Consider the following 12978-nt stretch of genomic DNA (forward strand, 5'->3'; position numbering starts at 1 on the left):
CCTGCCCCGGCGCCAAGGCCCGACGCCGGCCCCAGGGGTACGGAGCGCGGCATCTCCCTGCGCGGCATCCCCCTGCGGGTCACTGAGCTCGGCATCTCGATGGACGTCGACGTTGCGGAGTGCGAGCAGGTCGGGCGCGTCGGTTTCACGTGAAACATCAGTGTGGTCGCGTGATGATCGCCGCGCACGTGGACGTGCAGACTGTCCGCGTCGAACGGGTCGCGCTCGCGTCTCGTCTGAGAAGCCGCGGGCGCGCGTTCACCGAAACGCGCGCATGCCCGAGTTCCGGTGGGCCGTGAGTAGACGCCACCGTTTCACGTGAAACACAATGAGACGGCGTGGTGTCAGTTGAGCGCCCGCTGTGCGTCGAACAGCACCCACGTCACGGGCAGCCCTTCGTTTCACGTGAAACATGCTCGGATGAGACCCCCGGGGACCGCCGCGTCGGACGCCTCGACTACAGTAGAGGAGTCCCGAAAAGACAGGAGTTGATGGTGCCGGAATCGGAGAACGCGACCGCACCCGCACCCTTCTCCATCGACGACAGCCCGATCGCTCGCGAACTCGCCGACCTCACGTCGCGCCGGAAGGCATTGGATGCCGTCGACGTCGAGTTCACGGGCGCCACGCGCGTCTTCACGGTATCGAATCAGAAGGGCGGCGTCGGAAAGACGACGACCACCGTGAACCTCGCGGCCGCGCTGGCATCGCTCGGAGCGCGTGTTCTGGTGATTGATCTCGACCCGCAGGGAAACGCGTCCACGGCGCTGGGTGTGCCGCACTCCGCCGACATCCCCAGCGTCTACGACGTGCTCATCGACGAGTTCCCCCTCGCTGACATCATCCAGGTCAGCCCGGAGTCACCGAATCTGCTGTGCGCTCCCAGCACGATCCACCTCGCCGGAGCAGAGATCGAACTCGTGTCGCAGGTGGCGCGCGAGCACCGCCTGCGCACGGCGCTCGACGATTTCCTCGCCACCACGTCGGAACGCATCGACATCGTCCTCATCGACTGCCCTCCCTCGCTGGGACTGCTCACCATCAATGCCTTCACCGCCGCGAGCGAGCTGCTGATCCCCATTCAGTGCGAGTACTACGCGCTCGAGGGTCTGAGCCAGCTTCTGGGGAGTGTCCGCATGATCCAGAAGCACCTGAACCCCCGCCTGCACCTGTCGACGATCCTTCTGACGATGTACGACGGCCGCACGCGCCTTGCTCAGCAGGTCGCCGATGAGGTGCGCCAGCACTTTCCGCAGGAGGTGCTGCGGACGGTCATTCCCCGCTCGGTGCGCGTCTCGGAGGCGCCGAGCTTCGGACAGACTGTCATCGCGTACGACGGCCAGTCGGCCGGTGCCGTGTCGTATCGCGAAGCGGCGGTAGAACTGGTCCAACGCGCTCAGCGCGCCCCCGCGAACGAGGAGAACTCCTGATGGCGAAACGTACCGGTCTCGGCCGCGGAATCGGCGCACTCATCCCCACCGGTGACAGTGCAGAGGCGCGTCCCGTCGACGTCTTCTTCCCCGGTGCGTCGTCTGCCGCGGCTGCGGCCGCAACGGTCGAGTCGCGCGATGCACAGGTCTCCGGTGTCGCAGACTCGGATGCCGCGGCATCCGCCGTGGGTGACGAAGCCGAACTCGTGGCGGTGCCGGGGGCCCGACTGATCACGATCGACCCGAACGAGATCGTTCCCAACCCCCGCCAGCCGCGCACGAACTTCGATCCCGACGATCTTGCGGAGCTGGTGCACAGCGTCCGCGAGTTCGGAGTGCTGCAGCCGGTCGTCGTCCGTCTCAACGACGAGGGAAAATACGAGCTCATCATGGGGGAGCGTCGCACGCGTGCCTCTCGTGAAGCCGGGTTGACGTCGATCCCTGCGATCGTGCGCGAGACCGCCGACGAGGACCTGCTGCGCGACGCGCTGCTGGAGAACCTGCATCGCTCGCAGCTGAATCCACTCGAAGAAGCGTCCGCGTACCTCCAGCTGCTCGAGGACTTCGGCATCACGCAGGAGCAGCTGGCGACGCGCATCGGTCGGTCGCGGCCGCAGATCAGCAACACGATCCGACTCTTGAAGTTGCCCATGCCGGTGCAGCAGCGCGTCGCGGCGGGCGTCATCAGCGCAGGTCACGCACGCGCGATCCTCTCGCTGGATGACGCCGACGCGATGCAGCGACTGTCCGACAAGATCATCAACGAGGATCTCTCCGTGCGTGCCGCGGAAGCCGTCGCGAAGGGCATCGCGGACGCGGGCTCACGTCGGATCGCGCCCAAGGCGGGGGCGCGACGTGCGCACCTCGACGACGTCGCCGAGCGCCTCGGTGACCGTCTCAACACGAAGGTGAAGATCACGTTGACGGCAAGAAAAGGCCAGATCAAAATTGATTTCGCCACCGTGCAGGATCTCAACCGCATCCTCGGTGAACTCGGCGAGGACGGGTACGGCGCCGCAAGCGGCGCGTAGGCTGGAGGGGTGAAAGACGACCCCTCGCTCCCGCGTCGCGCCAGCCTGGAGCTGTTGCGCGCCGAAGCGGCGGACGAGCTGTCGGTGCTCGTCGAGGAGCGCATCCGCGACGGCGAGGACCCGTGGGACTTCATGGAAGATCTGCCGTCGGTCGACGAGCTGGTCGTGCTCACGCTGCGAGCGGAGAACATCGCCTCCGACGGTGGCAACAAGCCCACCGCGTCGCGCAACTACCGCGTGCTGCGACAGATCGCGCTGCAGTATCCGCCACTGACGCGGGCGGTGTGGCGCCTGCTGGGAAGCGAACCGCACCGGCGTTGGGACGCGTCGGTGCGAGCCGAAGCATCCTGAACGCCGGTGCGGGTCAGGGCTTGCGTGCCGCGCGGGGCGGCCGCGGGCTGAGGAGTGCTCAGCCGAGGTAGGCGGCGAGGTCCTGCTCGAGGGCGAACTTCGGCTTGGCGCCGATGATCGTCTTCTCGACCTGGCCCTTGTTGAACACCTTCATCGCCGGGATGGAGGTGATCTGGTACTCCATGGCGAGGTTGGGGTTCTCGTCGACGTTGAGCTTGAGGACCGTGATCTTCTCGCCGTTCTCCGACTGGATCTCGTCGAGGATGGGTCCGACCATGCGACACGGACCGCACCAGGCGGCCCAGAAGTCGACCAGGACGGGTCCCTCAGCGTCGATGACGTCCTGCTGCCAGGTGCTCTCGCTCGTGGCCTTGGCGGTCATGTCTGTCTCCTTCGTTGTGAGCCGCGGTTCTTTCGGCTCCGGTGTGTGAAACGCGGGGGGATGCCGGGATGTTCCCGACCTCGCACGTGCGGCGTCGGTCAGGCGGCGTCTTCGAGGCCGTCGATCTCGGCGGCATCCTTCTCGGGAGCTCCGGCATCGCCGCGGGCGGCGAGGTAGTGCTCGACGTCGAGGGCCGCGGCGGTACCACTGCCGGCAGCCGTGACCGCCTGGCGATAGATCGGGTCGACCACATCACCGGCGGCGAAGACCCCGGGCACCGAGGTGCGCGAGGAGCGGCCGTCCACCCAGATGGTGCCGTGCTCGGTCAGCTGCAGCGAATCGTGGACGAGATGCGTACGCGGGTCGTTGCCGATCGCGACGAAAACCCCGGTCACAGCCAGTTCCCGTTCCGTGCCGTCGACCGTGTCGCGCAGCAGCAGTCCCGAAACCGCGTCGCCACCGAGAACGTCGACGACTTCGCTGTTCCACACGAACTCGATCTTCTCGTTCGCGAACGCCCGCTCCTGCATGATCTTGGAGGCGCGCAGCTCGGCGCGGCGGTGGATGACGTACACCTTCGACGCGAACTTGGTGAGGAAGGTCGCCTCCTCCATGGCCGAGTCGCCGCCGCCGACGACCGCGATGGCCTGCTCGCGGAAGAAGAAGCCGTCGCACGTCGCGCAGTACGACACGCCGTGACCGGACAGGCGCGTTTCGCCCTCGATGCCGATCTTGCGGGGGGCGGACCCGGTCGCGAAGATCACGCTCTCGGCCTCGTGCTCGGCGCCGCTGCCGAGCACGATCTTCTTGACGTCGCCGGTGAGCTCGAGCTTCACGACATCGTCGTAGACGACCTCGGTGCCGAACTTCTCCGCCTGCTCCTGCATCTTCGCCATGAGGTCGGGACCCATGATGCCCTCGGGGAACCCGGGGAAGTTCTCCACCTCGGTGGTGTTCATGAGCTCGCCACCGGCCTCGACCGAACTCGCGACGAGCAGGGGGGAGAGGTTCGCCCGCGCCGCGTAGATGGCGGCGGTGAATCCGGCCGGGCCGGAACCGATGATGATGACCTGTCGCACGTGCTCTTCCCTTTCCGCACGAGCCCCTGTCGGGCTCCAGTGCGTGCAACCCATGCTAACCGCGCGGCATTCCGCGCCGGCGGTCAACGCCCGGTGATGCGCCGCAGGAGACGGCCGGCGATCGCGAGCTCCGGGGTGCGCAGCAGCGCCAGCGTGGCGACATAGACGACGAGTGACGCCGCTCCGACGAGGCCGCCCCCGATCGCACCGAGCAGGCGGTCGGACACGGTCCACCCCGTCGGTCCTCCGACCAGCAGGAACACGGCCCAGCCGGCGGCGAACGCGGGGACGGCGGCGATGGCGAAGCGGCCGAGTGCCCTCCAGGTCGTGCGCAGTGCGGTCGTGTCCGTGTGCCGCCGCAGCAGACGCAGCGCAACCGGGAGCTGCACGTACGTCGACAGCGACTGTGAGAAGGCGACGGCGGCTGCGAGGAAGGCCAGGGGCAGCAGACCCCACGCGACCGCTGCCGCCGCCACTACGGCGCCGAGGGCGGCGAGGGCGGCCTGGACGAAGGAGAACACGAACGGCGTGCGGGTGTCTTGAAAGGCGAAGAACGCTCGCCGGATGATCAGCAGCACGCCGAACGGCACGAGCGCGATGAGGTAGCCGCAGAGCACCCACGCCATCGGCACAGCACCGTCGGAATCGGTCGTGAACACCCGGGACAGCGGGACGGATGCCGCGCCGATCGCGGCCGTGAACCCGAACCCGAACAGCGCGATCGCGCGGATGGACTCGTCGAGGTTGGGAGCGACGCGATCGAGCCGCCCTGCGGCGACCTCCTCGGCGAGCCGTGTGAAGTACGTGGTCGAGATCGACATCGCCACGATCGAGTGCGGGAGCATGAAGATCAGCCACGCGTAGACCATGACGGTGACGCTCGCCTCGCCGGAGGCCTGCGTGACGACGCGCGACTGCACGATGCCCGCGAGCTGGCCGACGACCACGGCGAGAAACGTCCACCATGCGAGCGTGCCGACGTGTCGGAGACCGATGCCGCGCCAGCCGAAGTCGGGTCGGATGTGCAGTCGCGTGCGCTTCCAGAACAGCAGGAGCACGAACGTCTGCAACGCGATGCCCAGGGTGGCGGTGCCGCCGAGGAGCGCGATCATCCCGGCATCCCAGTCGGTGACGGTGGTGAACGGCCCCCCGTAGACCAGGAGGAACACCCCGAACCCGGCGATCGACACCAGGTTGTTCACGGTGGGAGCCCAGCTGTAGGGGCCGAAGACCTTGCGCGCGTTGAGAACTTCGCCGAGCAGCGCGAACAGCCCGTAGAACAGCAGCTGCGGAAGCAACCAGTAGGCGAAGGCGGTGGCAAGGCCCTTCTGCGTGCCGTTCCATCCGTCCGTGTAGAGCCAGATCAGCGCGGGGGCCAGCGCCATCATGAGGGCTGTCGCGGCGACGAGAACGACACTGCCGAGGGTCAGCAGCTTCGACACGTATCGCGAGCCGCCGTCGCTGTGCGCGGCGGCCTTCACGATCTGTGGGACGAGGATGCCGGTGATCACACCGGCGGCGAGCAGCTCGTACACGTTCGTCGGAAGCTGCGCCGCGATGCTGAAGGCGTCGGCGGCCTTGCTGCCGTAGGAGCCGATCACGGCGACGAGCACGAGAGAGCGCACCAGCCCGGTGGCGCGCGAGAACAGCGTTCCCGCTCCGATGATGGCGCTCGCGCGACCGAGATTAGCCATCGACGTCCTCTGTCTGGGGGTTGTGCGCCGCGGTGGCGGCGGTGATGCGGCGGCGGCGCATCTTGCGCGCCGTGCGGACGATGCCGAGCACGAGCATCACGCCGATGAGCACCGACATGACGACGATGCCGACCGACTCCCACTCGGCGCGCACCGAGATGGCGACGCGTACCCGGGGGCCGATCTCTACGCCGGCCGAACTGCGCAGCTGCAGGTCGAGCGTCGACTCGCCGCTGCCCACCCGCGCCTGCACCGGAACCTGCACGCGGGTGCTCTGGGCCGCGCCGGCCGACACATCCGCCGACTTCTGCACGATGAGGCGCGGGTCGTTGGGGGTGGCGGAGAGGGTCAAGGTGACGGGCCACGGCAGATCGTTGCGCACCGAGAAGGTGAGCGGAGCCGAGGAGGCCAGCAGCGTGATGTCACTCGGGGGCACGATCGCCACGGAGCCCAGCGTCGTGGTCGTGGCATCGCGGTGTTCGGACAGTGCGGTGGCGAACTGGTCGGGAGCCGCCCGCCACACGTTCCCCATCAACTGGAGGATCTCCGCCCGATCGGGTGCGGTGAGAAGCGTCGGATCGGCGAGCACGGTGGCGAACGCGGCGACGCGGGTCTCCTGGTCGAGCAGATCGCGGAGCGCGTCGACACGTGTCGGATCATCCGCCGTGCCGCCGGTGACGGAGACGGACGCCGCCGGGGCCGCCAGCAGTGCATCCAGATCCCACGGCGTGCGCCCGGCCAGTGAGGATGCCGCCGTGATCGCCGCCCGCAGGCCCGTCGCGGACCGTCCGGTCGCACGGTCGACGACGACGAGCAGCGGCGCGGAGGCGGCGGCACCGCGCGTGGCGAGACTCGCGTAGGCCGAGGCCGCCGCGAGACCCGCCCCCTGGTGCACGGGGTCGGAGGCGAGCGAGGCGGTACGCAGGGCACTCGAGGCGCCGTCGTCGTAGGCGAGGATGCCGGCGCCTGCGGCATCCGCCCGCGCACCGACGGCTCCGGTGAGAGCATCCGTTCCCACGAGCGTGATCGGAGCGGGGTCGGCGGCATCGGTGGATGGGGCTGCGCTCTTCAGCGCCGAGACGACAGCCGCCGTGGCGGATCCCGTCGCAGGCCAGAAGACGTCGGCGCGCGCCGCGCCGATGTCGAGCAGCTGGGCGAGGGTGGGCAGCGTGCGCCCGTCGGGTGCGGGGGTGGCGGTGGGGCTCGCGCCCGCGCCGGCGGCCGCCGCGGTGGACGTGAAGTTCCGCGCCGACATGAAGGGGTCGAGGCTGGAGACGCTCAGGGGGGACGGGAGGCCTGCAGCGACCTGCGTGGCCAGATCGGCGTCACCGAACTGCAGAGCGAAGCGTGAGTTGGGCAGAGCCAGCAGATCGGCGAGCCATTGCCGCGCCGAGGCCGGCGCGGCTGACCCGAGGACGCGGATGGCCGCGGGGATCGCAGGGTCGACGGCGAGGATGGCCGGCGTTCCGGTGACGGCGTTCAGTTGGGTGCGCAGGGCCCCGTCGTCGGCGGTGAGGGCCTTCAGATCGTCCGCGGTGAGCAGGCCGGTGGTGGTCGGCGGAGCGGTGATCGGCACGACGACCCCCACACCGCTTCCGGCCGACGCGGCATCCGGCACCGTCAGCACGCTGTGCGCGACGAGCGGCTGCGCACCGGTCGACGAGGAGGAGTACGCCGCGCTCAGCGGGTACACCCCGGGTGCGAGCGCGCCCAGGGCCCCGAGGTCGACCGCCGCCGTCGCCGTCGCCGTCCCGCGCGCGGCGACCGCGGTCACCGGCACCGAGGCCACGGCGGTGTCGGCCGGAGTCCGCGCGTCGAGCCAGGCCGTCAGCTCAGCGCTCGTGGTCAGCGGCGACCGGCTCAGCGCGATGCTCACCGTTCCGCTCGCCGCGGCGGCGTCGCCGGTGTTGGAGACGGCGACCGCGACGGAGACGACCGTCGTGGTGACCACGCCGTTGCCGGCCGGAGCCACCGCGACCGAGAGGCTCCCGGCATCCGGGGCGCCGGTCGCGGCATCCGCGGGGGCCGGAGCCGGTGCGGCGACGATCGCGAGCGCGATCCCGACCGAGGCCGCGATCGCGGCGGCGGCCCGCAGGCTTCGCAGCGCCGTACCGGAGAGCGCGCGGCGGCGGTCGCGCACGCCGTCGGGAGATCGGCGGGCGGCGGCGGGGAAAGACACAGTCATGGCGGGAATCGGCTCCTGTGCGATGCCTGACCGCACGATCAGCTGTGATTCTAGGGTCCCCGCGCTGTGGGCATCCCGTGACCGGCCGCGATCGCCGCGATCCGTCCCGTCGCCGATTGCCGCGAACCGTGCCGGCGTGCGTGAGGATGGGTTGCTGTGGAGCCCACCCTGAACCCCGACCCCGCCCTCATCGCCGCGCTGCGCAGCGACCTGAGCGCTGCCGGCTACCGCGCCGACGCCGTGCGCTCGGTCTGGGGCCCGGTCGCCGACACCGCCGTCGGCCACGGCCTGCACGGACCCGCCCTGGCGGCCCTGGCCCCGCGCACCGACGCGCTCGCCACTCTCGCGCGCCTGCTGTTCCTCGGGGTGAGGACCGACCGTGACGCCGTCGCACGCGCGCTGCCGACGCTCGGGGCGCACGGGCTGGTCGACCTCGGCTTCGCGCGCATCGACGGGGATGCCGTCGTGCCGTCGGTGCTCGTGCGTCCTCAGGACGCGGCGGGTGCGTCTGACGACACGGTCCGCTGGTGGATCGCGAGCGACCTCGACGAGGCCGCACTGGGCGGAGCGCTGCCCACGGGCCACGTCCTGGGTGTGGGGGGCGCCTCCCTCACCCTTGCCGGTCTGCAGCTGACGACGCCGGCCCGCCGGGTGCTCGACGTCGGCACGGGCTGCGGCATCCAGGCCCTGCGCGCCCACCTCGCCCTGTCGGACCCGTCCGCCCCGCACACAAGGGCCCCGACGGATGCCGAGGCGCCGATCGTTGCCACGGACGTCTCCGGCCGTGCGCTCCTGTTCACCCGCATCAACGCGCTCCTCAACGACGCGGAGGGGATCGAGACGCGCCTCGGCAGTCTCTTCGAACCCGTCGCGGGTGAGCAGTTCGACCGTGTCGTGTCGAACCCGCCGTTCGTCATCACGCCGCGCGTCGCGGGCGTGCCGGAATACGAGTACCGCGACGCCGGATACGCAGGCGACGACCTCGTCGCGGCGTTCGTGTCGGGGGTCGGTGCGGTGCTCGCACCCGGCGGCACCGCGCAGCTGCTGGGCAACTGGGAGTACCGCGCGGGCCAGGACGGTCTGCAGCGCGTGCGCGAGTGGGTCGCCGCCTCACCGGTGCCGCTGGAAGCCTGGGTGATCGAGCGGGAGCGCCTCGACCCCCTCGCCTACGCCGAACTCTGGGTACGCGACGGCGGCACCGCGCCGGGGACGGCGGGCTACGGCGCGCTCGTCGACGCGTGGCTCGCCGACTTCGCCGCCCGCGAGGTCGACGCGGTCGGGTTCGGCTACCTGCTGCTGCGGCGCCCGGCATCCGCGATTCCCGCGCTGGCCCGCTACGAGCGCATCACGCACCCGTTGCCCGAGGGCGGCGCGCTCGGTGCGCACCTGGGCGCCGCGCTCGCCGCCTTCGACGCCCTCGAGCAGTTCGACGACGCGGCCCTCGCCGCCGCCCGCACCATCGTCGCCGACGACGTCACCGAGGCGCGTCATCATCTGCCCGGCGCCGAAGCCCCGAGCGTCATCGAACTGCGCCAGGGCGGCGGTCTCGGGCGCACCCTCGAGGTCGACCCCGCCCTCGCCGCTCTCGTCGGGGCCTCCGACGGTGAGCTCACCGTGGGCCAGCTCTCCGATGCGATCGCGGAGCTGCTCGAAGTGGATGCCGCGGCCCTGCGTGCCGATCTGCTGCCGCGGGTGCGCGAGCTCGTCTTCATCGGGATGCTGCGGCTGGCGTGACCCCGGGGGCGGCGAGGGTGCGCCGGTAGGCTGGAAACCATGCTCAACATGGCCGAAGGCCTCGACCGGCTCGGGTCGCTCGCGACCTCGCCGATCATGGCGACCCTCGGCGCCGCGTTCGCCCGGGCCGGGTTCGAACTGGCGATCGTCGGCGGTCCGGTGCGCGACGCGCTGCTGGGCCGCCCGACCCACGACCTCGACCTCACCACCAACGCCCGCCCCGACGACATCCTGCGGATCGTCAAGCCCCTCGCGACCGCGACGTGGGACATCGGTCGGGCGTTCGGCACGATCGGCGCGAAGATGCCGGGCCCCTCCGGCACCTCCGAGCAGGTCGAGATCACCACCTACCGCGCCGACAGCTACGACGGGCTCACACGCAAGCCCACCGTCGCGTTCGGTGACAGCCTCGACGACGACCTCGCCCGTCGCGACTTCACCGTCGGCGCCATGGCGCTGCGTCTGCCCGTGCCCGCCCTGGTCGACCCGACCGGCGGCGTCGAGGATCTCATCGCGGGCGTCCTGCGCACCCCGGGCGACCCCGACGTCAGCTTCGGCGACGATCCCCTCCGCATGCTGCGCGCCGCCCGGTTCGCCAGTCAGCTCGAGTTCGAGGTCGCGCCGGCGACCCTCGAGGCCATGGAGCGCCTGCGCGCGACGATCGCGATCGTCAGCCCCGAGCGTGTGCAGGCAGAGCTCGTGAAGCTCCTCGCCACCGACGATCCGGTGCGCGGCATCCGCATCCTCGTCGAGACGGGGCTGATGGGCGAGATCCTCCCCGAGGTGCCCGCGCTGCGCCTCGAAGTCGACGAGCACCATCACCACAAGGACGTCTACGAGCACTCGCTCACGGTGCTGCGCCAGGCCATCGAGCTGGAGCACGCCCGGCATCCGGGGGCGGCGCCCGATACGACGCTGCGCCTGGCCGCGCTGCTGCACGACATCGGCAAGCCCGCGACGCGCAAGCTCGAACCGGGCGGCGGCGTGAGCTTCCACCACCACGACGTCAAGGGTGCGCGCCTGGCGCGCAAGCGCCTGCAGGCGCTGCGCTTCGACGGTGACACGATCGCCGCGGTCACGCAGCTCATCGAGCAGCACCTGCGCTTCTTCGGGTACGCCGAGGGCGCCTGGACCGACTCGGCGGTGCGGCGCTACGTGCGGGATGCCGGGGATCAGCTCGAGCGGCTCCACATCCTCACCCGCGCCGACGTGACCACCCGCAACGCGAAGAAGGCCACGCGGCTGCGACGGGCGTACGACGACATCGAGTGGCGCATCGACGAGCTCGCCTCGCAGGAGGAGCTCGCCGCCATCCGCCCCGAGCTCGACGGCAACCGGATCCAGGAGATCCTCGGCATCCCGCCCGGCCGCGAGGTCGGCGAGGCCTACCGCTTCCTGCTGGAGGTGCGCCTGGACGAGGGCCCGATCGGCGCGGATGCCGCCGAGCAGCGCCTGCGCGCCTGGTGGGACGCCCGCTGACCCCTCTTCCCCTCCGCGAGCCGCCACGTTCGTGCCGAGCCGCCATGCTCCGGCGCGTTGAATCTTGGCGGCTCGGGGCAATCTTGGCGGCTCGCGATCTAGACTGACGGCACCTCCTCACCGTCGAACGGAGTCGTCGTGCCCTCGCCGTGGTCATCGCGCCGCGAGGTCTCGCCAGAGACGTCGCGTCTGCTGATCGAGCGCGCGCACGAAGAGCTGGTCGGGGGCAACGTCGGCGATCCGCGGCTCGGTCAGATCCGCCCGCTCGTGCAGGACTCCTGGCGACGCTCGCTCGCGCACCTCGTCGGCGCCGAGGGGCTGCCGCCGCTCGACCTGGGTGACGACGAACTCGAGGCGTATCGGCGGGCGCATCCTCTCTCGGCGGCGATGGACATGATCCGCGCCCTGCTGCTGCCGGGTGGGGAGAGCGACTCGGGAGTCGTGGTCGCCGTGGGGGATGCCGTCGGCCGTCTGTTGTGGGTGGAGGGCGACCGCCGGGTGCGCAGCCTCACGGGAGACATGGGCTTCGTCGCGGGCGCGAACTGGTCGGAGGAGGCGGTGGGCACCTCGGCGCCCGGCACCGCGCTGGCCCTCGGACGCTCGGTGCAGATCCACGGGGCCGAGCACTACAACCGGCTCGTGCAGCCCTGGTCGTGCACGGCGGCGCCGGTCCACGACCCGGAGACCCGCCGCGTGCTCGGCGTCATCGATGTCACGGGCGACAGCGATGCCGCCACCCCGCAGGCGCAGCTGCTCGTCGACGCGACGGCGCGCGCCGTCGAATCCGAGCTGCTCGTCGGCAGGCTCCGTGCCCGCGCCGAGCCTCCCGCGCCGCGGCGGACGCGGCGGCCCGCGGTGGCAGCGGCGACCGCGACGACGATGCTGCGCGTGCTCGGCCGCGACCGCGCGCTCCTGGACATCGCCGGACCCGACAGTGCCACGGTGACCGAACTGTCGGCCCGGCACGCCGAGATCCTCCTCATGCTCGCCGTGCATCGCGAGGGACTGTCGGCCGAGCGGCTCGGGCAGCTCGTCTACGGCGAGGATGACGCGGAGGGAACGCTGAGGCCGGAACTCGTCCGCCTCCGCAAAGTGCTGGAGCGGGTCGCGCCGCAGCTGGTCCCGGCATCCCGGCCCTACCGCCTCACCGCACAGCTGCACACCGACGCCCACCAGGTGGTCGCGTTGCTCGGACGCGGCGCCCACCGGGTGGCGCTCGCCGCCTACCGCGGACGGGTGCTTCCCGACTCGGTCGCGCCGGGAGTGGAGGAGTTCCGTGACTCGGTGCGGCTCGCCCTGCGCGACGCACTGCTCACGGAGGCATCGGTCGACGTGCTGCTCGCCTACGCCGACACCGATGACGGAGCCGACGACGCCGAGGTCCTGCGTCTGGCCCTCGAGATGCTGCCGGCCCGCTCTCCCCGCCGCGCCGGTCTCGTCGCGCGGATCGAGAAGCTCGAGGCCTGAGCGCCGCCGGCGCTCGGTGGCGGCGCTCGGTGGCGGCGCTCGTAACTCCGCCTGAGCGCGAGTGGTGGTGGGCTGGGGGCGCGGAGCGGTTGGTTGAGGCGGAGTTGCGCGCGCGGCGGCGTCCGACCCGACCCCGGCGCGACAGG

Annotated in this window: 10 protein-coding genes; 6 read left to right on the plus strand and 4 right to left on the minus strand. The window is 71.0% G+C overall.

What is annotated here, in order from left to right; all coding sequences use genetic code 11:
* Nucleotides 1-494: 494 nt before the first annotated feature.
* Genes DEU37_RS07685 through DEU37_RS07695 form a run of 3 tightly spaced genes read left to right on the plus strand, consistent with a single transcriptional unit; the run spans nucleotide 495 to nucleotide 2812 of the window.
* Nucleotides 495-1430 (plus strand): ParA family protein, encoded by a 936-nt coding sequence (locus tag DEU37_RS07685; RefSeq protein ID WP_016463839.1) that lies wholly within the window; start codon nucleotides 495-497, stop codon nucleotides 1428-1430.
* Nucleotides 1430-2461 (plus strand): ParB/RepB/Spo0J family partition protein, encoded by a 1032-nt coding sequence (locus DEU37_RS07690; RefSeq protein ID WP_121189980.1) that lies wholly within the window; start codon nucleotides 1430-1432, stop codon nucleotides 2459-2461. Before DEU37_RS07685 ends, DEU37_RS07690 begins: the two co-directional genes overlap by 1 nt.
* A 9-nt stretch (nucleotides 2462-2470) precedes the next feature.
* On the plus strand, nucleotides 2471-2812 hold the full coding sequence (locus DEU37_RS07695; RefSeq protein ID WP_005054663.1) for a hypothetical protein: 342 nt from the start codon (nucleotides 2471-2473) through the stop codon (nucleotides 2810-2812).
* Nucleotides 2813-2870: 58 nt separating this feature from the next.
* Here the strand turns inward: DEU37_RS07695 and trxA are convergent, their stop codons facing one another.
* The 4 genes from trxA to DEU37_RS07715 form a co-directional block, all read right to left on the minus strand.
* Nucleotides 2871-3194 (minus strand): thioredoxin, encoded by a 324-nt coding sequence (gene trxA, locus DEU37_RS07700; protein ID WP_005054661.1) that lies wholly within the window; start codon nucleotides 3192-3194, stop codon nucleotides 2871-2873.
* A 98-nt stretch (nucleotides 3195-3292) separates the two neighbouring features.
* On the minus strand, nucleotides 3293-4273 hold the full coding sequence (trxB, locus tag DEU37_RS07705) for a thioredoxin-disulfide reductase (protein WP_121189981.1): 981 nt from the start codon (nucleotides 4271-4273) through the stop codon (nucleotides 3293-3295).
* Nucleotides 4274-4356: 83 nt separating this feature from the next.
* A complete protein-coding gene (gene murJ, locus DEU37_RS07710; RefSeq protein WP_121189982.1) occupies nucleotides 4357-5967 on the minus strand; it encodes a murein biosynthesis integral membrane protein MurJ in 1611 nt (536 codons plus the stop codon).
* The gene (locus DEU37_RS07715; RefSeq protein ID WP_121189983.1) at nucleotides 5960-8152 is read right to left on the minus strand and encodes a DUF6049 family protein; all 2193 of its coding nucleotides are present in this window, start codon (nucleotides 8150-8152) and stop codon (nucleotides 5960-5962) included. The genes murJ and DEU37_RS07715 overlap by 8 nt, the downstream gene beginning before the upstream one ends.
* A 156-nt stretch (nucleotides 8153-8308) precedes the next feature.
* On the opposite strand from DEU37_RS07715, the gene DEU37_RS07720 reads away from it, so the two are divergent.
* From DEU37_RS07720 to DEU37_RS07730, 3 genes are all read left to right on the plus strand, one after another.
* Nucleotides 8309-9886 (plus strand): methyltransferase, encoded by a 1578-nt coding sequence (locus tag DEU37_RS07720; RefSeq protein ID WP_121189984.1) that lies wholly within the window; start codon nucleotides 8309-8311, stop codon nucleotides 9884-9886.
* A 39-nt stretch (nucleotides 9887-9925) separates the two neighbouring features.
* Nucleotides 9926-11365, plus strand: coding sequence for a CCA tRNA nucleotidyltransferase (locus DEU37_RS07725; RefSeq protein WP_121189985.1), 1440 nt, complete (start codon nucleotides 9926-9928; stop codon nucleotides 11363-11365).
* Between the two features lie 138 nt (nucleotides 11366-11503).
* Nucleotides 11504-12832, plus strand: coding sequence for a GAF domain-containing protein (locus tag DEU37_RS07730; RefSeq protein WP_121189986.1), 1329 nt, complete (start codon nucleotides 11504-11506; stop codon nucleotides 12830-12832).
* Nucleotides 12833-12978 lie beyond the last annotated feature (146 nt).

Source organism: Microbacterium sp. AG790 (assembly GCF_003634765.1).
GTDB lineage: Bacteria > Actinomycetota > Actinomycetes > Actinomycetales > Microbacteriaceae > Microbacterium.

Coding starts and splice junctions, on each gene's coding strand:
- DEU37_RS07690 (WP_121189980.1), top strand. CDS start 1,430: ATGGCGAAACGTACCGGTCTCGGCCGCGGAATCGGCGCACTCATCCCC.
- trxA (WP_005054661.1), bottom strand. CDS start 3,194: ATGACCGCCAAGGCCACGAGCGAGAGCACCTGGCAGCAGGACGTCATC.
- murJ (WP_121189982.1), bottom strand. CDS start 5,967: ATGGCTAATCTCGGTCGCGCGAGCGCCATCATCGGAGCGGGAACGCTG.
- DEU37_RS07715 (WP_121189983.1), bottom strand. CDS start 8,152: ATGACTGTGTCTTTCCCCGCCGCCGCCCGCCGATCTCCCGACGGCGTG.
- DEU37_RS07725 (WP_121189985.1), top strand. CDS start 9,926: ATGCTCAACATGGCCGAAGGCCTCGACCGGCTCGGGTCGCTCGCGACC.